Origin of the sequence: Allocoleopsis franciscana PCC 7113, assembly GCF_000317515.1 — a bacterium.
Taxonomy (GTDB): domain Bacteria; phylum Cyanobacteriota; class Cyanobacteriia; order Cyanobacteriales; family Coleofasciculaceae; genus Allocoleopsis; species Allocoleopsis franciscana.
On sequence record NC_019738.1, the window covers coordinates 907467 to 928639 of the forward strand.

The 21173-nt window shown below is 46.7% G+C and carries 19 protein-coding genes; 11 read left to right on the plus strand and 8 right to left on the minus strand.

Going from position 1 to position 21173, the window contains the following annotated elements:
* Nucleotides 1-69: 69 nt before the first annotated feature.
* The 4 genes from MIC7113_RS03815 to MIC7113_RS03830 all read right to left on the minus strand — a co-directional run bounded on the left by MIC7113_RS03815 (nt 70) and on the right by MIC7113_RS03830 (nt 2372).
* Entirely contained in the window at nt 70-405 is a 336-nt protein-coding gene (locus MIC7113_RS03815) for a XisI protein (protein WP_015180861.1), read from the minus strand.
* Nucleotides 393-560 carry an element excision factor XisH family protein gene (locus tag MIC7113_RS03820; RefSeq protein ID WP_216596362.1) on the minus strand — a complete coding sequence of 56 codons (168 nt, stop codon included), beginning with the start codon at nt 558-560 and terminating at the stop codon, nt 393-395. Before MIC7113_RS03820 ends, MIC7113_RS03815 begins: the two co-directional genes overlap by 13 nt.
* A gap of 17 nt (nt 561-577) precedes the next feature.
* The gene (locus MIC7113_RS03825; protein ID WP_041779886.1) at nt 578-1498 is read right to left on the minus strand and encodes an Rpn family recombination-promoting nuclease/putative transposase; all 921 of its coding nucleotides are present in this window, start codon (nt 1496-1498) and stop codon (nt 578-580) included.
* A 343-nt stretch (nt 1499-1841) separates the two neighbouring features.
* Nucleotides 1842-2372: a phosphoribosyltransferase gene (locus MIC7113_RS03830; RefSeq protein WP_015180863.1), complete on the minus strand. Its 531-nt coding sequence runs from the start codon at nt 2370-2372 to the stop codon at nt 1842-1844.
* 145 nt (nt 2373-2517) lie between these two features.
* On the opposite strand from MIC7113_RS03830, the gene MIC7113_RS03835 reads away from it, so the two are divergent.
* The 3 genes from MIC7113_RS03835 (at nt 2518) to MIC7113_RS03850 (ending at nt 8166) form a co-directional block, all read left to right on the plus strand.
* Nucleotides 2518-3981 carry an MFS transporter gene (locus MIC7113_RS03835; protein ID WP_015180864.1) on the plus strand — a complete coding sequence of 488 codons (1464 nt, stop codon included), beginning with the start codon at nt 2518-2520 and terminating at the stop codon, nt 3979-3981.
* 324 nt (nt 3982-4305) lie between these two features.
* The gene (locus tag MIC7113_RS03840) at nt 4306-5364 is read left to right on the plus strand and encodes a glycosyltransferase family 4 protein (protein WP_015180865.1); all 1059 of its coding nucleotides are present in this window, start codon (nt 4306-4308) and stop codon (nt 5362-5364) included.
* A 510-nt stretch (nt 5365-5874) separates the two neighbouring features.
* Entirely contained in the window at nt 5875-8166 is a 2292-nt protein-coding gene (locus MIC7113_RS03850; RefSeq protein WP_015180866.1) for an amylo-alpha-1,6-glucosidase, read from the plus strand.
* Nucleotides 8167-8267: 101 nt separating this feature from the next.
* Here the strand turns inward: MIC7113_RS03850 and MIC7113_RS33030 are convergent, their stop codons facing one another.
* Nucleotides 8268-9185 carry an S-layer homology domain-containing protein gene (locus MIC7113_RS33030; protein WP_172642222.1) on the minus strand — a complete coding sequence of 306 codons (918 nt, stop codon included), beginning with the start codon at nt 9183-9185 and terminating at the stop codon, nt 8268-8270.
* A gap of 174 nt (nt 9186-9359) precedes the next feature.
* On the opposite strand from MIC7113_RS33030, the gene MIC7113_RS03860 reads away from it, so the two are divergent.
* Together MIC7113_RS03860 and MIC7113_RS03865 are read left to right on the plus strand one after the other, a co-directional pair.
* Nucleotides 9360-10031 (plus strand): HEAT repeat domain-containing protein, encoded by a 672-nt coding sequence (locus MIC7113_RS03860; protein WP_015180868.1) that lies wholly within the window; start codon nt 9360-9362, stop codon nt 10029-10031.
* Nucleotides 10032-10138: 107 nt separating this feature from the next.
* A complete protein-coding gene (locus tag MIC7113_RS03865) occupies nt 10139-10705 on the plus strand; it encodes a phycobiliprotein lyase (protein WP_015180869.1) in 567 nt (188 codons plus the stop codon).
* A gap of 98 nt (nt 10706-10803) precedes the next feature.
* Here MIC7113_RS03865 and MIC7113_RS03870 read toward each other — a convergent pair whose 3' ends face one another.
* Nucleotides 10804-13440, minus strand: coding sequence for an alkaline phosphatase D family protein (locus MIC7113_RS03870; RefSeq protein WP_015180870.1), 2637 nt, complete (start codon nt 13438-13440; stop codon nt 10804-10806).
* A gap of 213 nt (nt 13441-13653) precedes the next feature.
* Between MIC7113_RS03870 and MIC7113_RS03875 the strand changes: the two genes are divergently transcribed.
* Nucleotides 13654-15345: a PGAP1-like alpha/beta domain-containing protein gene (locus MIC7113_RS03875; RefSeq protein WP_015180871.1), complete on the plus strand. Its 1692-nt coding sequence runs from the start codon at nt 13654-13656 to the stop codon at nt 15343-15345.
* A 161-nt stretch (nt 15346-15506) separates the two neighbouring features.
* Complete coding sequence (locus MIC7113_RS03880) at nt 15507-15710, plus strand: ChaB family protein (RefSeq protein WP_015180872.1); 204 nt, start codon at nt 15507-15509, stop codon at nt 15708-15710.
* 146 nt (nt 15711-15856) lie between these two features.
* On the opposite strand, the gene MIC7113_RS03885 is transcribed toward MIC7113_RS03880, so the two are convergent.
* On the minus strand, nt 15857-16585 hold the full coding sequence (locus tag MIC7113_RS03885; protein WP_015180873.1) for a hypothetical protein: 729 nt from the start codon (nt 16583-16585) through the stop codon (nt 15857-15859).
* Nucleotides 16586-17045: 460 nt separating this feature from the next.
* On the opposite strand from MIC7113_RS03885, the gene MIC7113_RS03890 reads away from it, so the two are divergent.
* Together MIC7113_RS03890 and fmt are read left to right on the plus strand one after the other, a co-directional pair.
* A complete protein-coding gene (locus MIC7113_RS03890) occupies nt 17046-17924 on the plus strand; it encodes an OmpA family protein (protein ID WP_015180874.1) in 879 nt (292 codons plus the stop codon).
* 61 nt (nt 17925-17985) lie between these two features.
* The gene (gene fmt / locus MIC7113_RS03895; RefSeq protein WP_015180875.1) at nt 17986-18993 is read left to right on the plus strand and encodes a methionyl-tRNA formyltransferase; all 1008 of its coding nucleotides are present in this window, start codon (nt 17986-17988) and stop codon (nt 18991-18993) included.
* On the opposite strand, the gene MIC7113_RS03900 is transcribed toward fmt, so the two are convergent.
* Nucleotides 18984-19355 (minus strand): DUF6464 family protein, encoded by a 372-nt coding sequence (locus tag MIC7113_RS03900; RefSeq protein WP_041780432.1) that lies wholly within the window; start codon nt 19353-19355, stop codon nt 18984-18986. The two genes, fmt and MIC7113_RS03900, sit on opposite strands and share 10 nt — an antisense overlap.
* Nucleotides 19356-19971: 616 nt before the next feature.
* On the opposite strand from MIC7113_RS03900, the gene MIC7113_RS03905 reads away from it, so the two are divergent.
* Both MIC7113_RS03905 and psaC read left to right on the plus strand, forming a co-directional pair.
* Nucleotides 19972-20421, plus strand: a complete 450-nt coding sequence (locus tag MIC7113_RS03905) for a pentapeptide repeat-containing protein (RefSeq protein WP_015180877.1) — start codon at nt 19972-19974, stop codon at nt 20419-20421.
* 378 nt (nt 20422-20799) lie between these two features.
* Nucleotides 20800-21045, plus strand: a complete 246-nt coding sequence (gene psaC / locus MIC7113_RS03910) for a photosystem I iron-sulfur center protein PsaC (RefSeq protein ID WP_015180878.1) — start codon at nt 20800-20802, stop codon at nt 21043-21045.
* Nucleotides 21046-21173: the final 128 nt, after the last annotated feature.

Consider the following 21173-nt stretch of genomic DNA (forward strand, 5'->3'; position numbering starts at 1 on the left):
ATAGAATGGAAATGAATTGGAATGAGCAAAATTATTCTCTTCAGATATTAATCAATAGATAGCCCCATTTTAAGCAACGCCATACCCTGTGTAGGGGCGTTTGTAAGGGGGATGCAGCCCCAATACAATGTCTTCTTTAGGAATGCCCATTTCTACTAATTCTTGACCGACATCGATGTCAGTCGTGTTTTGTTGAAGCCAAATTTTGCCGTCTTTGATATCAAAATGCAAGACAGTATAATAGACTCGCTTCAAACCTTTCCAACCCACTCGCATGAGTTGGTAATGGTCTCGCACTGTATCAAAAAATAGCTCACTTTCTACATCTTCCTGGCGAGATTTATACTGGCTATGCTTTTCTAAAAGAGTTTGAATGCAGGAGCGATAATGTTCTAACTTCTCCATTGCACAATCTCCTCAATTACAGGTTCGTAAACAATGAGTTTGAGTTGATAGCGCTCTACTGCCACCTGAGCAAATTGACTTTGAAAAAAGGTTTCATAAGTTTCTAGGGGAACTGCCAGGTAGAGTAGGCGATCCGGTTCATTGACTTCTAGCATAATTCTATTTCTCAAAATTAACTATTACTCCTACTCCGATTTTCCTGACCCTGCAACCAAGCCGTCAAATCTGAAGCACTTGTAAAATCTAACACCGCTTCTCCTAAATTCTCTAATTGCACAATCGATAATCGACGAATACGACTCTGGATATCCGGCGAAATTTCACCAACACGACGCTCAAGGAGACGCAGAACTAATTTCAACTGTCCTTCTTTTATACCTTCCTGTATCCCTTTAATAACTGCACCTCTTTGGTCTTCCAGAAACATCACCCGTTTCTCTAAGTCGTCCAACTCCTCAAGACTTAAGTTTGCTTCATTTGCGATTGTAAAAGCTTTCTGAATTTCCGGGACAGTTCCCATTGTGTCTGGAACTGTTTCCAATTGATTAGTGTTTTTCAGGAAATAAATCCACTTATCAGCCAGACTTTCTAATTTATTTAACTCTTTGGTAAATTTAGGTAATTCAATGAAATAAAGTTCTAATTCATGGTTTGGATAATCGAATAAATCTTCATTTTCTTTGAACACAAAATGTGAAATCACTCTATCTCGATTCTTAAACATTTCAAAATCTGTAATAGTTAGAGCAATCACAGGTTTTAGCTTGAAGTAGCCTTCTCCCGATTTAAGTTGTGTTGAATAGGTTTTAGCCGCATTGTACAATACTCGTTTTTCAAACGCTTCTACATTCAACACCTGCATTTCAATAATTACCGTTTGGTTATCAGTAATCTTGGCTTTTACATCTAGATAAGTATCTTTAAGTCCCGTGACTCTAGATGCTGAATAAGGATTGATAATCTCTAAATCTTCGATAGTCGGTTGGCCTCGATAGATAATTGCGTTCAAAAAGCTAATCAGAATATCCTTGCTATTCGTGGAACCAAATATTTTTTTAAATGCAAAGTCGGTTTTAGGGCTAATAAATCTCATATTATTCAATCGATAGTTCAAATTTCTTACTTCGCCGTGAAAGCTGCACGAACCGGCTGAAAGCTCAAACCCGTTAAAACTGACATCCCGCATTAGTTGCAACAACCCGCTAGTGGTTAAAACCACTGTCTCGTAGCTCAAGTCGTGTAAAAGACGACTGGGTGAGAATTTTAGTCCACTTCAGTGGACTTGAGCTATTAGCCCGGAGTTTAAACTCAGGGCGGGTTATGGGGCTTATTGAGAATCGTGCAAGCTCTCAGTTAAAACTTCACAAAGCGATCGCACCAACAGATAAGATGGGCATACCCACCCTACCTGTAAAGCATCATAAGTTTTAAGACCTTTATCCCCTTGGCACTTCCCCTACCAAATAACTTTGAGCCAACTGTGCAGGACTCATCAATTCATACCGTTCAAACGGCTGATGAATCCAAGGATTGTCCGCTAAATAATCCACATAATAATCGGGCTTAATTACATAGCAATCTTTGTACCAAAGCACAGCCGTGCGAATCTCCTCAATTTCACCACCATGATGCTCTGCCAGCCAAGTGATCGATTCCCGCAGGCTGATACCCGAATCTACCAAGTCATCAACCAGTAACACGCGACTCCCCAATTTTTCAGTCGTCATTGCCAAATGGCGCGAAAAGTGTATCGTACCTCGAACCCGATTCTCTGCCCCCCCATAGGACGATGCGGAGAGAATCGCTAGGGGTTTGTCGTAAATTCGACATAAAATGTCCCCAACTCGTAACCCTCCCTTGGCAATACAGACAATTTGGTCGAAATCCCACTTCGATTCATAGATTTTGGCACCCAGCAGTTCGATTTTTTGATGGTACTCAGACCAAGAAATGTAAAGGTCAGGCATAACGAGCGTCTAAAAAGGCGTCAATAAGTAGTAAACCAAATCGTACAACGAGTCACTTCATCCTCTGGTTTAGAATTGGACGACTGCCAAAGGTTATATTCGCGTTGTACGATTTTCAGTCCCAGTTGCTAGTTCATCTGCTGTTATGAGTAACACTTCCTCTTCTGACTCTTCCGTTCCCCCTGATACATTGGGTTCCCAAAAGCTGAGTTTGAGTACCAAACTCGCTTACGGTGCTGGTGATTTGGGGCCAGCTATCACGGCTAACTTGGGTGTTTTTTTTGCGCTGTTTTTCTTCACCAATGTGGCAGGACTCAGTGCTGGGTTGGCAGGCAGCATTCTCATGATTGGTAAGATTTGGGATGCGGTTAACGATCCAATGGTGGGGGTGTTGAGCGATCGCACCAAAAGCCGTTGGGGCCGCAGACTCCCCTGGATGCTCTATGGAGCAATTCCCTTTGGAATTTTCTTCTTTTTACAATGGATTGTTCCTAACTTCAGCGCTGACAGAAATGCCAATAACTGGGCGCTGTTCTGGTACTACGTAGTTATTGCCATTTTATTCAACATCTTTTACACCGTTGTTAACCTACCTTACACCGCCCTAACCCCAGAACTCACCCAAGACTATAACGAACGTACCAGCCTCAATAGCTTCCGTTTTGCCTTTTCCATTGGTGGCAGCATTTTATCGTTGATTCTGGCTCAGCTTATCTTCGCGCTGTTAAAAATTCCGGTTACTCAACAGTATTTGGTTTTAGCTGGGATTTGCACAATCCTGTCTGTCTTGCCGTTATTTTGGTGTGTTTTTGGGGTGCGCGATCGCATCCTGGCTTATGAAGCCGAACATAGTAGTACGGAGCATTCTGAACAAATCCCCATCCCCGAACAGCTACGCATTGCCTTCAGTAATCGCCCCTTTCTATTTGTAGTCGGGATTTATCTATTTTCCTGGTTAGGCGTCCAAGTTACCGCATCGATTCTTCCTTATTTTGTGGTCAATTGGATGGGTTTACCAGAGGCGCAGTTTCCTCAAGTTGCGATCGCAGTTCAAGGCACGGCTCTCGTCATGTTATTCGTTTGGAAAGCCATTAGCGATCGCGTCGGCAAAAAAGCCGTTTACTTCATGGGTATGGCGTTGTGGATTATTGCTCAAGCGGGTTTATTTTTCCTGCAACCGAGTCAAATTGGCTTGATGTATATCCTCGCAATCCTGGCAGGATTTGGCGTTTCTACGGCTTACCTCATCCCTTGGTCAATGATGCCAGATGTGATTGAACTCGATGAACTTGAAACCGGTCAGCGTCGGGAAGGTGTGTTCTATGGCTTCATGGTCTTATTGCAAAAATTTGGTTTAGCACTGGGTCTATTTTTAGTAGGACAATCCTTGGAAATGGCGGGTTTTATCGAGCAAATTCCCGGACAACCCACACCCACTCAACCGGAATCTGCTTTGTTCGCTATCCGCCTTGCCATTGGTCCGCTACCGACGGTTGCCCTCATCTGTGGTTTGATTCTGGCTTACTTCTATCCCATCACCCGCGAAGTTCATGCAGAAATTCTCTTGAAGCTGCAAGAGCGTAAATCTGGCTTGGAACGCCGAGAGTAACATTCTTTTGTATTTGGCTGATCGCCGTGTCGCCTTGATTCTCCCGTTGGACAATCGATTATAACGGGAGTCGTCCTGATGAGTGAAGATAGATGACGAAAGCGAATGATTATGGTATTTTTAAGCCAATGTAATACATCTGCATACAGCTACTTTTACCTAACAAGCAAATGCCATGTTTTTAGGTTTAATTGGATTGTTGCATTTTTGACCGAAAACTTTACTAATCAGGAAAAATCCCACTTATTTTTCCAAATTTCGTCAAAAGAACCTAACGAATGTTTTTGACGAATTTACCCTTACCACAGTCGTAACATCCACTCTATGAGAATCGCTCAAATTGCTCCGCTTTGGGAACGTGTTCCTCCTTTTCGCTATGGTGGAACGGAGTTAATCGTTAGTTTATTAACTGATGAATTAGTGCGGCGCGGTCATGAAGTGACATTATTTGCCTCTGGCGACTCCATTACCAAAGCTCACTTAGAGTTTGTACACGAGCAAGCTCTGAGATTAGATAAAAAGGTGAAAGAACCGATTCTTTACGAGCAAATGATGCTCGCCAAAGTCTATCACCAGGCTCATCATTTCGATATTATCCACTCTCACGTTGGCTGTGCAGTTCTGCCCTATTGCAGTTTCGTCAAAACGCCAACGGTTCACACCATGCATGGTATTTTTACGCCGGATAATGAGAAAATGTTTCGGCAATTTGCTTGGCAACCTTACATCAGTATTAGTGAGGCTCAACGAGAACCCAAACTCGGTCTGAACTACATTCATACCGTTTACAACGGCATCGATACAACCGTTTATCGCTTCCAAGAGCAACCCTCTCAACCCCCCTATTTGGCCTTTGTTGGACGCCTCTCACCGGAAAAAGGCCCCGCCGGTGCCATCGAAATTGCCCGTAAACTGGGCTTACCGCTGAAAATGGCGGGTAAAATTGATGCCGTTGACCGAGATTATTTCAACGAACATCTCAAACCCCTGATTGATGGGGAACAAATTCAATATCTCGGTGAGGTGTCCCACGAAGAGAAGATAGAACTGCTAGCCGGTGCAACGGTTACCCTATTCCCGATTACCTGGCGAGAACCCTTTGGTTTGGTGATGATTGAATCCATGGCGACAGGAACGCCAGTGGTGGGTATGGCGTTGGGTTCTGTGCCGGAAGTGATTGCCAATGGGAAAACGGGGTTTGTCTGCGGTAGCTTGGAAAAAATGATTGAATCGGTTCCAGAGGCGATGAAATTAGACCGCAAAACTTGTCGAGACTATGTGGTGAGACGCTTTAGCGTGGAATCGATGGTGGATGAGTATGAACGCGCTTACCAAATGGTTCTCAGTGGCAGAGGACAAAACAAGGACTATAAGGTGTCTTAGTCTCTCAGCCTAAACGGTCTATCCTTCATGCGGGTAGGGGCATCATTAATTGTGCCCCTACAGGATTAGAAGACAAATAATGGATAATTATATACAAATCTTTAGTATCATCACATAATCTTATCGTTGCACATTCATCGTAACGGTTTCCAGTACATTCGTATATTGATAAAGAGGAAATCTGGACGTAAGCGTTACACCAAAAAGAGGACTCATTAAGATAGACCCATGGACGCCGGAGACATTAGTCAACTGGCGCATCTTTTTGTGTGCATCTACGACTCAACGGTTGAATCTCTCCCCCTTGGTAGGGATATTAACCTTGAGATACTGTCTAAACTTTTCTTAATGAAGAAATGCAAACCTTGTCAACGGCATTTTTCTAAACATCAAAAAAATTGGCGTTTCGTTAAGCAAGGTATAAAACAGGTTGTCACACTATATTGACAACAAATTCCTTGCGTCCATCTATTCCCAAAGACAACTGTAACGTTGACTGGAACTTAAGGTATGACTACGGATAAACTTGAGCTAGATGGTAAAGTTTTTGTTCCTGCTGAAGAATTGCCCCTGACAGAGTGGCCGAGTGTGCTAAGTGAACGTCCACAACCGACACTCACGATTAAAGATAATGACCTGTTTTTAGTGACCGATACCCTAGGAAATATTGGTGGATTGTTAAGAGATGACATGAACGCCAGTATGGGATTGTTCTGTCACGATACCCGGTTCCTCAGCCGCTTGGAGTTACAGATTGAGGGACGATCCCCGGTATTACTCAGCAGCACCGCTGAAAAAGGCTTTGCTCTTTCTGTTTTATGTACCAATCCGCGCCTAGAAGGCGAACGTTTAGAAGAAGCAGAGCAATTAGAGGCAGAAGCAGAAGTTGAGGAGGGCGAGATTTCTTACGCACCCCTACGGGCGGAAACCATCGGGATTGCGCGGGACATTGTCTTGAATGGAGCGTTGTTTGATGAAATTGAAGTCTCCAATTATACCACAAGTCGCATTCGTTTTGAACTGAGTCTCAGCTTTGATGCTGATTTCGTCGATTTATTTGAAGTCCGGGGCTATGGACGAGGACACCGGGGACAGCTCTTACATGAGATACCGAAAGATGAAGCCGTTCAAAAAGAAACTCAAGAACTGACCCTCGCCTATAAAGGACGGGATGGCTTAGTGATGCAATCGTCCATCGAATTCGTGCATCGCCAACCCGACTTCTTGAAGGGTAAAACAGCGATATGGCAACTAGATCTAGACTCTCACGAAACTCTAAAGTTGGGGTATCGGCTCAGAGTCTTGATTAACAGTCGTTCTAGTTCTATTGTCAGTGCGCCCGCTACCTTGGGACAGGCCAAAGCCGCTGAATTAGTGGAACAAAGAGAGTGGCAGCAACACGTCACCCAGATTCGCTCGGACGAAAAGACGATTAATCAGGTGATTGAGCGGGCGGAACAGGATGTTTATCTACTCCGGCAGACATTTGGCAAAGGAAAAGTCCTTTCAGCGGGAGTACCATGGTTTTCCACTTTGTTTGGGCGTGACTCGATTATTGCCGCCTCGCAAACCTTAATGCTCGACCCTACCATTGCCCGCGAAACCTTGTCTATCTTGGCAAAATATCAAGGCAAGGAAGAGAATGAGTGGCGCGATGAGCAACCGGGTAAGATTTTGCACGAAATCCGCATGGGTGAAATGGCTCGCTGTGAGGAAATTCCCCATACGCCTTATTACGGCACCGTTGATGCCACCCCGTTGTGGTTAATGCTCTACTGCGAATACCATGCTTGGACCCACGACACCGAAACCTTGGATCGGTTGTGGCCTAATGCTTTAGCGGCAATGGATTGGATTGACCGCCAGATGGCTGAAACCGGATATATCAGTTACTATCGCTTATCCAAGCGGGGTTTGGCGAATCAAGGGTGGAAAGACTCCGGAAACTGTATTGTTAATCGCAAGGGGCAGATAGCCAAGGGTGCGATCGCACTTTGTGAGGTGCAGGCTTATGCTTATTCAGCTAAAATCCGTTTGGCAGAAATTGCCCGGATGAAGAAGCGGCTCGATTTAGCAGATCAGTGGCAAGATGAGGCAAAAGACCTCAAGCGCCGATTTAACCAGGATTTCTGGGTGGCTGAAGAAGACTTCTGTGCCTTGGCTTTGGATGGAGAGGGAAATCCGGTGGATAGTATTACCTCCAACCCTGGTCACTGCTTGAATTTGGGGATTTTAGCACCGGAAAAAGCCTATAGTGTGGCGGAACGGCTGCGTGCCCCAGATATGTACAGTGGTTGGGGGATTCGTACCCTGAGTAGTTTGTCTCCCGCTTACAATCCCATGGGGTATCATATCGGTTCAGTTTGGCCTCATGATAATTCCATGATTGCGGTGGGATTGCGATCGCTCGGACTCGTCGATCAAGCGCTGGAACTGTGTCAATCGTTAATTGATATGACATTACAACAACCCTACAACCGTCCCCCTGAACTGTTTTGCGGCTACGAACGAACGGATGGTAATGCTCCGGTGATGTATCCTGTTGCCTGCTCACCTCAAGCTTGGGCGACTGGTAGTATCTTCCAGTTATTGCAAGTGATGATTAATTTGGTACCTGATGCCCGCAATAACTGCCTGCGGATTCTCGACCCAGCCCTGCCAGAATCGATCAATAAGCTGTCACTGCAAAACTTGCGCGTGGGTTCAACTCTGCTAGATTTAGAGTTTGAACGTTCTGGTAGTGCAACCGCTTGTCGTGTTGCCAAGAAACGGGGGAATCTCCGGGTTGTAATTGAAGCTTAAGTCGAAGTGAGGATCTAAATCCAAAGCCAGTACCTTCTCAAGGGGCATGACATGTCGTGCCCCTACCCTGTGGAATAGTGTCATGATTAGCCACACTCAGATTAAGGCAAACTCTGCTGTTCTAGCTTTTCCACAGCCTCCTCGGCTGTCGTAAAACCAGCGACATTATCACCAATCGCCGAGATAGACAGTACAGCTTCCGATCGGGTTACAGGAGCTTGTGGATTGAGCGTCTTGAGCGCACCAAACGTTCGACTAATGTTGGCATTGTTTTGAAAGACACTTTCTACATAGATGGCCGGCCAATATTTCTTGGAGATTTTATTGCTGTCCGTCCAACCCCCCGGTGCACCACCTTTATAACTCTCAAGGGGCACTCGATGGTCTAGCGCCACTTTCATGGCTAGCATCTGTTCGCGGGTGAGAATCTGCTCCGGCTTAAATGTTTTCTCATCGTCACTGATCGAATAGCCTGCATTCGCCAAACCCTGAATGTAGGGGAAGTCTGGATGGGTGGGTGGAACATCCGAAAACGTTGCCTTGCCCGCTTCCGACAGGCGTATCGTTTTATCGGAAGACCCTGGAAAAATAGCGTTATTCGTCCGAACTAGCCAGCGCGCAAATTCAGCACGGGTGATTGGCGCTTTGGGGTCAAAATTCCCCGATGTTGAATCGAACACTCCCAACTGGCCCAATTGGATAATTTGCTTCTCTCCGAGTACCCCTTTAATGTCCTCGAAAGCAACAGGTTTAGGCGCATTGGGGGCAACGGCTACGGGTTTAGGCGTAGGCGACGGACTCAATTGAGCCACTGGATTATCGAGTTGTGTCTTGAGTTGATCAACCTCCGCCCTCAATTTGGCATTCTCTGTCTTGAGTTGGTTGATTTCTTCTTGGAATCGATTGACAGGTTGCTCTTTTTTGCAACTACTCAACCAGAAGGAACTAGCTAGGAGCAGCACCAGCAATGACAGCGACCTGAGTTTTTTTTTGAGCCTATTGCTTTGATTGGCATCCACTGTTTTTAGACAGTTAAACATTTAGACAAGCTAACCCATGAATTGAGTTTTGGGATAAATCAGTACAAACCAAGGTGAAGTTAAAGTCCTTTGGTTAGTTCCCCGGCTGGGGCGTTAGGATGTAGCAAGAATTCTAAATTTCTGTAACATTTCTTAAAAAACCCTGTTTAGCCCATGGCTCATCCCAGTTTAGACCAACTCTCGACTCAGCTTGAAAGCGAAAGCTCACGCGATCGCATGGTAGCACTGGCCTCACTACGCGATGTTCCAGCCGATGAGGCGGTACCTTTGATTAAAAAAGTCATAGACGATAGCAATTTGCAAGTTCGCTCAATGGCTGTCTTTGCCTTAGGGGTAAAGCAAACCGACGAATGCTACCCCATTTTGGTAAAATTAGTCGAATCTGACCCGGATTATGGGATTCGTGCCGCTGCTGCTGGGGCTTTAGGCTATCTCGCTGACCCAAGAGCCTTTGAACCTCTCGTTCGGTCTTTCTACGAAGACACCGACTGGTTGGTGCGGTTTAGTGCGGCTGTCTCGCTGGGTAATATTAAAGACCCCCGTGCGCGTGAGGTTCTCACCCAAGCGTTGAAGAGTGAGGAAGTGGTGATTCAACAAGCCGCGATCGCCGCCTTAGGTGAAATCAAAGCCATAGATGCTATTGATGATATCTTGGACTTTGCTCAGGCAGACGATTGGCTAGTCCGTCAGCGTTTAGCAGAAGCTCTCGGTAATCTTAAGAGTGAGAAAAGCATCTCTGCGTTAAAATTCTTGGAGAAAGACAGCCATCCCCAAGTGTCTCAATCGGCTTCAATCTCTTTACATCGCTTATCAGAAGCGCCTTAGGAGGGATAGAGGGATTGCCTAGGGGCGATTGCCTCTGGCACCACTCAAAGGGTGATTGCAAACAATCCTGTACAGTTAAACATCGTTAACGCTTTCTCATTTACTTCATGGATATTAAAGAAATTTTTGAGCAGAGTGCGGGCAAGTGGTTTTCTCAACGGACAGGTCACCATCCTGCCTTCAAGCAAGCGGAGAGTGGTCAGTCCAATATTACGATTGAACGGCTTGCCGCTGATGCTCTAGAGGTCGTTCAACTGTGCGAACACTACCACATTGATCCGAAACTGGCTGTGTGTGGTGCGAGAATCACTTGGGACGGCACGATGGAATGGTATGAAGATAAAGGAAAGCGCAACGGTTCCACGCTGCTGATCCCGATTCCCAACCCAGACCAACCTAACGAAGGTCGGCTGTTGCGACAAATGGGTGATGCCCAGAAAGCGCCTGTAATGGGTCGCTATATGATTGGAAATGATCATGCCTTAACGATGATTACAGAATACGAAACCATGTATTCTGAGGAACGTTTATGGTTTGCCAGTCCAAACTTTCGATTACGCACCAGCATCCTCAAGCACTCTGGCGGATTCAGTATGGCGTGTCTGTACTCAGAAATTCGCATGGGTGTTTCTCAACCTCCCAAGAAAACAGAAGACGCAGCGGCTAAAGCTTAAGGGTAAGGGGCGATCGCGTTTTGGGATTTGGACAGGAATGCGATCGCTCCTGGGATGGACTAACCCTGGCATCTAAGCACTCTTCGCCAACGCTCAATCTACTGCAACGCTCCCATTTCATCAGGTAACACCACTCTCGGAGGTGGCGGTGGGCGATCGACACACAACGGGACGGAATATCGGCTATAAACCACGCTGTTGGGTTCCCAAGGCGGTTGCCAATAAGTATCTTGAATCACGACCTTGATTTCCTCTTGACTTTGAGGCCATTTTAAGCTAACCACTCCAAAATTATTGCGCCCAATCACTTCTTCACCCTCTTGAAGCCACTGATTTCGCCACAGGAGTGATACCCAATTTTTTACGCCTGTAAGCCATCGACTGGCGTTTTTATGTTTGGGCGGCGCTGAAGCTAGCTGCTTTTTTATCCAGGGAGCAAGTATGGCTTTCTCTCGTTTAATCCACTCCACATAATACTGCCAATCCGGAGCGAAGTTGGGGTCTTTGAGCGCAATTTCCCAAGCCACAGCCCAATTCCCGCACAGTCCTTTGATTTGCCTCACTACTGGGCCAGTCTTTGGCACTTCTACATCCAGCATCCGCACTCTGTCTGGTGTAATTTGGATTTCTACAAGTTGAGGGGGTTCGTTCCATCCTGCCCAATTTTGAGGTAATTCTGGAGCCAGAGATTTGGCTTTCGTATGAACCAAATATGTCTTCAATTCGCCATTTTTGAAAGCACTTGCCGTCAGTTGAGCTAACACTCGTGCATGATTGGGGATAGGCAAGGTTTCGATGTTGGATGGTGGATGGAAATTTTGATGTTTGACTTTAGTCTGTTGCCGATTCGGATTTAACCAATAGCTGAGGCGAATAGTGGCTCCATAGTGAATATCACCCGAAAGGATTACCACCATCCGTCGCCGCTGGAAGAGTGCAGCGAGAAGTCTGGATAGGGCAACTTCATTTAAGTTCCAAGCATCGCCCACATCTGAATCATAAACGTTGCCTTTCTCTAGTTCCAAGCGTTGAACTTCGTCAATCACTTGCAGACTCACCAAGTTGGTTGGCAAAACGACAAAGGTGACTTCAATATCCGACTGACCGATTTGTTTAAGTTGATCGGTGAGTTCTAAGGGCTGTTGAATTTGTTGTTTAAAGGCTGTGGGACACAAAAGCATGGGAGGCGCGAGCGATCGCTCATCACCTTGGGGATAACCTCGCCAAGTTCGGGTATCGAGCACAATCACTTCATGCTTCTGAGTTCTAACGGTATAGTGCCACTCTACAGGTTGTGTCCCATCGGCATAATCTCGATCGAGAATGAGGACCTCTTCATCCAGCTTCAATTTCGGCCCCTCGGTGCTCGGATCTAGCTGAGGAATTCCTAAGTATTTACTGATTTCTTCTAAAGCTGACTCATCCGTTCCTGCCGATGCCGACCAACTCACTGCCGCTTGCAACAAATTTCCCCCCGGTTTCCCCTGCTCAAACTGTTCCGGTGTATTCCCCCACGCCTGAAACGCGGCATAGGCTAACATTGCATTCTGCACAACGCGCCTGCCTAAGGGTTTACCCAATACATGGTTACACCAAGCGCGATTGAGATACCAATCATCGGTAACATCATGGTCATCAAAAATCATGTAAGTCGGCACATTGGCTAAGGCACGCCGCACTTTCCACAACTGATTCATGCAGTCTCTGACATGAACCGCTTCCTGATCCCATTGCCTCGCCAGCTTAGAATCTGGATAGACTTTCTTACCCTGCGGTAAGCGATCGGGCCAGAGAATAGGCGACCAAAGGAGTAGATAGCTAGCATAATATTCACCCAGGCTGAACAGATGGCTTTTGGCTTTCTCCGGACTGTTGCTCAGCATGGCGGTGAAGCTAGCGTCATCTTTCGCGATATCCGTTCGCTGTCCCGGCTTCAGTTCACTCGGTTTTTTATAGGTATCACCATGAGGTGGCGTTGAACCTAAAGGCAGATGTTCTTCCCAACCAAGCAGAGTGTCACCCACGGCAGTGGCAACCCATAATAAAGGGTCAGCGACATCGTCTCCGTAGATTTGGTCACCCGTGAAAAAGAGCTGATGCAGTCGAGCGTTAGGCTGATGGGCATAATGCTCAATCAAATCATCCAAAATGGGGAGTGTATCTTGCCCACCTCCGTGTAACTTGCGGCAGGAACCATGAGCCATCCGTAAATCGTTCAAATCTTCCGGCGGCATGGCAAAGGTGGGTAACTGATGCTCAAAGTAGCTTACTGTAACTTGGGGAAACAGCTCTGCTGTCAAAGCTTGGGCAAGATTCTGCTCACGGTTACCAAAATTCAGGTCGTAAGCATAGATTTGTCCAGGTTGTAGAGATGAGGGGATGGGGGTTGATAATCCCGGATTTAAGGGCAGGAGTTCTCGTCCTGTGAGGGGCTTAGCGGTAACAGCGACAATGTGTAAATGCTGACCGAGGGCGACAGTGACGCTCGTACCTTCAAGCACCAAATTCCCGATGATAAAACCGTTGGCGTCTGTGGCGTAAACATTGAGGGTGACTTCACGAGGTGCTTTGAGAGCCATCCATACGGTAACGGCGTTACTCTCTGTACTGCGTAAAATTGGCCCAGCTAAGAGCAGTGGTAGATGTTGGAGACGATCGGCACTCAAAAGCAGCGCGGCGAGATCGTCAAGCGCAATGGGTAAGTCGCCTCCTTCCCTTAGGGGTGTCCGTGGCATATAACAGTTATCGTTGCCTTAGCAGCTAGCAGCTCTATATACGAAGTATGACCAATAACGGCGCTCCTGCCCAGATACTTGAGGCTGATTTGGAGGATTACGTCCCCCATCAGTTTGATCAATAAGATCCGCTCAGAGAATCTATCGTGCCAAAATTTCCGTCACTTACACCGTAATCATTCATCCCAAAGAGAGAGTTTTTAGGAGCAAATTATGTCTACGCCTACCCGCCGTCCCCTCCCGTTGATTTTAATTCGTGGGTTTGGCGGTTTCACCACCGATGATGAACGGAAACTCACTTACCAAGGATTTACGGATGGCAGCGTCTACCCTCATAAACAAGGCGAAAACTATATCTATGAGGGATTCATCCTGCGCTTCATGAAGTCGCATTGGCAATACCAAGATGCCACGAATGTGGTGGGCTACTACGGCAGCCGAATTGAAAATGATCCGATGCTTCCTCGGAAACTGCTGTACTTGGAGGAAATGCTGCACAGTGGCTCCATTCTGCCTCATAAACTTCAGAATTTGATAGATAAAGATGTCCTGAACAAATTCAAGCGCCTGCAAACTAAGGGGTATTTTTCCGGAGAGAAAATTATCATTGACCCAGCGATGGCGCTGTATCTAATCGAGTCGGCTGACGATCCGTGTCGTTCCCTTTGGGTGTTCCGTTACTACGATCTCAAGGAGCGCAAGTATGAAACTTATGGCAAAGCACTGGTTCGGCTGATCGATTTTATTCGGGAACTAGCCGCGATGCAGGATGGTATCAAGCCCAAGGTCAATATCATTGCTCATTCGATGGGTGGGTTACTGGTTCGTGAAGCTGTGCAACGCACCTACCCCCAAAATGGCTTAAAAGCTGAGGACTATATCAATAAAATTGTCACCCTCGGTACACCACACCAAGGTGTTTCTCTGCAAGTGATTAAGTCTTGGCTGCCGATTGAGTCGGCAGAGGAGTTTGAGCATTTCAACCCTGAGTTCCAAAGCGATCCTACGAATCCTTCGTCTTATCGGTATTTTAAAGACTACTTCCCTCTGTCGCGATTGTTGACTGTAGTGGGTACCAATTACCGAAGTTACAGCACGACATCGGCTGCCATGTTGAACCAATTTTTCTCCGCACCCGGTGAGTATGGGCCTGCTTACAATCGCAGCGACGGACTGGTAAAGCAGACTTTTGCTCAAATTCCCGGCGCACCCCGAACCTTTCTGCACAAGTGTCATGGAGGCTTTGACTCACTGCTAACTTGTCGCGAGTCGTTTGAAGTGGCAACGCGTTTTTTGTTTGGGAATGTACGCACTCGCCTGCGTTTGGTTAAGGCGATGATTACTCGCGGTAAAGATTGGTTCGGCAAGAGTGAATTCTTTCTGGGCGTTTCCATTAAGCCACGGGGAGTAGACTTTGAGCTATTTCACCAGAGTTCCGAAGCGGAAAACTGCTATGGCCCCTTCACTAAGGAGGACTTGAGCGACAAGAACATGGCGTTTCCTTGGGCTGATGAAAACAAGCTGATTTGGGAAGGATACCTCGATACCACACCGATTCTTGAGGATGAGAGTGTTACACCCAAGGATATGGTGATGCGGCTTGATTTCTACCTCGGTGAACGGGATCTTTTGGGTATGGGTTTCTCCGACAATGTCATCTTCCGCAAGCAATATTACATTCGGGCACTTTTACCGCCCAACTTGAAGCTGTATCTTCATACAGGCGAGGAGTTTGCACAACAACGATTTCAGCCTTCACCAGAGAATGAGATGAGGCAGACAACTCAAGGATGGGAATTTGAGGTCAAGGGAACTGGTTTTGAAGGAACGTTTCGCATTGAGATTGATTCGGTTCCCGAAGAGGGAGAACCCGTACCCATCCAAGAAGTGATATCGCTGAGTTAATCGGCATAAAACATTGCATTGCTTGGACGAACAGGGTGCTTCTTTTACAGCAAAAAGTCTGGAACGGATAAGTAGAAATCAGCCAAATTCGGTCTTGAGAAATAGGATTTTTTGATGTCCTAATAGCAACCTGGGATTAAGTGAGTAACAGAGGTATAGCGATGCCCTATCCAAGCATTGAAGATTTACCGGATTCGGTGAAAGACCACCTACCTAAGCATGGTCAAGAGATTTTCCGCGCCGCTTTTAATAGCGCACTCGAACAGTATGAGGAGGAGGACACGGCGTTTAAAGTGGCTTGGAGTGCCGTGAAGCGGGATTACGAAAAAGGAGAAAATGGCAACTGGCATAAGAAGTCAGAGTAGGAACCGTAGGAAGCGATCGCATTTTCCACTTGTGGCACTTGTACCAAAGCTTTGAATGACTAGACCTATCTGGATACTCTACTCGTAAGATAGGTCTACTCAATCCTTGTTTTGGTGAGAGTTACGCCCATTCCAGGCCCAACAGCTTACCAACGGGCTTGCGGCCCTGCCCAAACTTGGTTCATCACTTGACCATAAACCCTCGGTTCATCCTCAAGGGCAAGACTGGTTTCACCCTTCAAATCAACAGACCACACAGGCCAGCGTTCATAGCCTAATTCCCCAGCGCGAAAGAGAATTCGATCCGAATGCGTTTGACTCCAGCCCAGCAACACAGCCATATCATATTCAACCCTCTGAGGGGCTAGAGTCGTGACCAGATTTTGCCGCCGATCCCAAACGACGGCAAAATCCGAAATCTCAGTGGTGTTAAATAGCCCCTCAAACTGCCTTGCTAGGAGGCGATCGCTTGATTTTGACCAAGAAATAGGTATCAAGATGGTGATTGTCCCCGGCATATCGGCGTCTTGATCTTGGAGCAGAGAATGATTAACTAAGGGCGAAGAGGCGGTGATCGTCCGTAAATCGCCGGTCTGTAAATTTTCTACAAAAACCACACTCGTGACGCGGCTTTGGTATAGCTCCGGCTGTCCTTCCATCTGAATGCGACTATAGGCAGCATACTGACCATCAGGAGAAAGAAGTGACGGGCTGCGATAGTAGCGTATCCCCGAACTCTTACTAGCACTCAGCTCGGCATGGGTCGCCAACACCCAATTCCAAGGAATGGGATGGGGACTATCCAGGGGGTCAATTTGCACTCCGGATTGAGTCATGTCTTGGGCTATTTCTTCAGTCACTCTAGATTGAGTCATATTCTTGGGCTATTTCTTTAGTCACTTCGGTTGAGGGATAGGAAGATGGCACCACTGATGGGTTTATGACCCTAGGCACATTGACATTCCTGAGCCAGTACAGCACCTGCCATGTGCCATAAGTGAGTAGGATGACTAAAAGCAGCAAACAGGGTTGCTTGCGAAACCCTCCTACTCAACGCAATATTCTTTTGGACATTAAAGATTGGGGTTGCTAAAGTGAGCTTTATGTGTAAGGGGCAACGCCCAAGGAACGACAGAAATATTCATTATGTTATGTATAACAAGTTAAGAATTCATCAAGTCAGTCTTTTACGAAAGTTTTCACTTTGAGGTTAAGAGTTGGGTTCTCTCCTCGATGAGGGGGTTGGTTGCGACTTTCATCCTCATGGGGGCATGATTGAATTCATCGTTTGTTTTTATGATTCTTCTATGGTCTGAATGCAATTCAGGAAAATCGGTGACTCAATCCACTAGTTCAGCCACTAAGACTTCCCCTAAGCGATCAACCACTAGACCTTGGTGGTTACTTGTTCTAATTTTCCGCTTGCTACTGCTGGGTGTAGGTGGGGGTCTAGCCCTGATTGGGGGCATTGTCCTCGCTAATGTCTATCCCAACCCCAATCCGGAGAAGCCCCTCATCCTCAAAGTTCTGGAAGGTCTTGACAAAAAGTCCCTCGTAAGAACATCTTCGTCCAGTCCCCAAACTCCATCCACTTCTACCACTGGGTCTTTGGAACTCACACCTGTTCAAAGACAACAGGCACAAGCGAAGCTGAACCAGTTGCAGGCGCAGTTGAATTCAATGAATGAAGCCGTGGAGACCTTAGAAACACAACTGGGCACCAGCCGTGCTAACGAAACGCTAGAAACGCGAATGCAAGCGATTGCCCTGCAACTCGAAGGAGTATCGTCTGTTAACCCAGATGTCCAAGCCATGGGCAACAGCAGCGCCAATCAACTCATGCCCGTTTCTGACTCTCTCTTATCCGCTGACAAATTGAAAGTCACATTGCCCAGTGACCTCTTATTCGAGCAGAGCAATAGCAATTTGCGCCCAGAAGCGAGTTTGATATTAGACAAAATCATCACGGATTTGCGCGGCTACCCTTCAAGCACAATCCGCATTACAGCCCACATGGACACTAATAGTAACGCCGACGCCGATCGCGAACTATCCTTTCGCCGTGCCAAAGCGGTTCAGCAATATCTCGTCAGCGCCTTGGGCGATCAATACCGATGGGTGGTTGTGGGCTATGGCGGCACACGTCCCCTAATCGCTAACGATACCGATGCCAACCGACAACGCAATCGTCGTGTTGAAATTGCCGTTGATTAGGTGTCGGTTAGCCGATTCCTGTCTTCTGCCATCTGCCTCCTGCCTCCTGCCATCAATCCTCATGAAAGTTATTTTTTTCGGTACTCCCCAGTTTGCAGTGCCTAGCTTAGAACGCTTGCTTAACCATCCCGACATTGAACTACTGGGTGTGGTTACCCAACCTGATAAGCGTCGTGGACGCGGCAACCAACTAACTCCTTCACCCGTAAAAGCCGTCGCATTAGCCCATCAACTCCCCGTCTGGCAACCGAAACGGGTGAAAAAGAGTGCGGAAACCCTCGCTGAGTTGCGAGACGCTGGGGCAGATGTGTTTGTCGTTGTTGCCTATGGACAAATTCTCTCCCAAGAAATTCTGGATATGCCCAAGCTGGGTTGTATTAATGTCCATGGCTCTATTCTGCCCAAGTATCGAGGTGCTGCCCCGATTCAGTGGTGCTTATATAAGGGGGAAACCGAAACTGGCATTACCACAATGCTAATGGATGCTGGGATGGATACGGGTGCTATGCTGCTGAAGGCTTACACTCCCATTCAGCTCTTGGATAATGCCCATCAGTTGGCACAAACACTATCGGAGTTAGGTGCAGATTTATTAGTTGAAACGCTTCCAAAGCTGGGAAGCCAGGAAATTCAGCCTATTGCACAAGATAATTCCCAGGCAACCTACGCGCCACTGATTCAAAAAGCGGATTATTGTTTGGATTGGTCGCGATCGGCAATTGAGTTACATAATCAGGTGAGAGGATTTTTTCCGAATTGTGTGGCGTTATTCCAGGATAAAGCGCTGAAAGTACTCGCCACAGCTCCCCTTGGCTCAGCTTACTTCTCCCAGTTACCCCTAGAATTAGATGGGCTGGAGGAACAGTGGTCTTCTCTGGGTGAGAAGTCGGGGTGTCCTGGAGAAGTAGTGAGCATACTCAAGGGAGTCGGTCCGATTATTCAAACCGGCAACGGAATGTTGTTATTGCGAGAAGTGCAGCTAGCGGGCAAACGTCCCCAGAAGGCTTGGGATTTTGCGAATGGGATGCGTTTAACCGTAGGAGAGGTATTGAAAAACGGTCAGCTTTGAAGTTGTGAGTGAGAGGGTTCGTAAAAGCGGCAAGATTCACACGGGCCTTCTGGGTTGACGGCACAACGAATGAGTTCAGAATGTGCATTGAAACAGCAACTGGCATCACCCACTACCCAGCGTCCTGCTATTAGGCTTTTCTCGGTTGGGCGTTGAGCAGATTGGACATAGAGGGCAATTTTGTGTAATCGATAGCGCCCTGATTTGAGTCGATAGCGGTGGCGGCGTTCTAATACCGCGTAGGTTTGGCCTTCAAAGTCGAGATAGTTTCCGGGTTGGGGTGTCCAATCGAGTTGGATATTTCCCAGAGTTTGACGCGGGTGCGTCAGAATCAGCTCTGCGGGTAGTGAATCTGGCTCCATCATGTAGGTGTAATGCAGACTACACTTGGATGGTATCGCACTCGCCGCCTGAGGCTCATCTCCTTCAGATTCTGCATAGAATTGTTGCCAAATCTCATCAACCATTCGATCAGCAATGCCTGTGTCTTTCGATGAGTTCCGGCTAGGGCAATGGCCTTGGGGACAGGGCTGCAATCCTTTGTTATGGGGAAGCATCTTCCTGAAAACTTCCCAGATTTAGACCACTACATCCCTCAAAATCAAGAAATATAAAACTTAGATTGCTTACGTTTCGTTTTGTGTATAAAATACCGCTTTAAGCGTTACAAATGACTCTTGGATATCTCTATCATTTGGACGAAAAAAGCTCTACAATTAAGTAAGAAAAGGTTTCCCTCAACCTGAGGGAAGGTAAGAAGAGAAACCTTGAGATACGTCATAAGATAGTTGAACCAAGCAAGACAGGCTCTAGAAAGCACCTATTCAATCTATCCAAAGAGCCAATTAACCCTTAGTGCCTGAAAAAGGTTCATCTGCAAGGATCATCCCAATGTAGGAAGACAAAAGCCAGTAATATCCAGCAAGCTATTGTAAGAGTCTAATGACTCGTGGTTAACACCTGAGGAGGTACCCATCTATGCAACTGAAACATCTGGTGACAGTAGCTTTATTAAGCACAACCTTTTTCGCTGGTTCTGTTAAGGCTGAAAACCCTGCCCAGGTTAAACAATTATTGGAAACCTATCAATGCCCAGGGTGTGACTTATCAGGAGCAGACCTCACAGGTGCCCACCTCATTGGTGCTGATTTAAGAGATGCTAATTTGCAGGGAGCCACCCTCGTCGATGCGAATTTAGAGGGGGCTGATTTAACAGGCGCTAATCTTAGGGATGCGAATTTAACCAGAGCCTTTGTCAATAGTACGAGCTTAAATGGCGCTAACTTGGTCAACGTAGATTTTACGGAAGCTCACCTGTATAGTGCAGATGTGGATCAAGCCGTTATGAGCGACATCACCCTTACGGATGCGGATGTGTTTAATACGGCAATCAGTGTGGGTGGAGAATATCCCGAAGCTGAACCTTAAAGCTTGTCTTAGTGGGCGAACAGTGTTCAAAGGCGATCGCCCTTGGGGGATGCCGCGAAGGTGGTACTCTTCGGACAAACGTTCAGGGTACATCTGGAGAATGAGAATAAAGTGAATACAATAAGCTGAACTGGTATGCAATCTATCAGCAGAGTAAGGGCATGGCATGGCTGTGCCCTTTGTTTTGGGCGGTTCCAACTCTCACAGGAGGGCTACCGGATTACGTCTAACTCCCCTCGCGCCTCAAAAATTTTGTCAAGGAATTTGAAGTTCTGTAACCTCTTGTCTAAGGAGAGGAAAGCGCTGCGGTAAACTAACCCTTGATCCTGAGTCTTACTCAATACTGAGTGGAGAACTCTCGTTTGGAGCTGTTATTCAATGTCTCATACCGTCAAGATTTACGATACTTGCATTGGTTGCACGCAATGCGTTCGCGCTTGTCCAACAGACGTTCTGGAGATGGTTCCCTGGGACGGCTGTAAAGCTGCTCAAATTGCTTCTTCTCCCCGCACAGAAGATTGTGTAGGTTGTAAGCGCTGTGAAACAGCCTGTCCTACTGACTTTCTGAGCATCCGGGTTTACCTGGGGGCAGAAACCACTCGCAGTATGGGCTTGTCTTACTAAACAGTCAGTCAAAATCACTCAATCATTGCAATTGTGGCATTCCTATAGGAATCATCCTTAAGAAGCATTTGGATTTAAATTTATGGAGGGAGCCTTTAGGTTTCCTCTTTTTTTGGCGAAATGAGTAC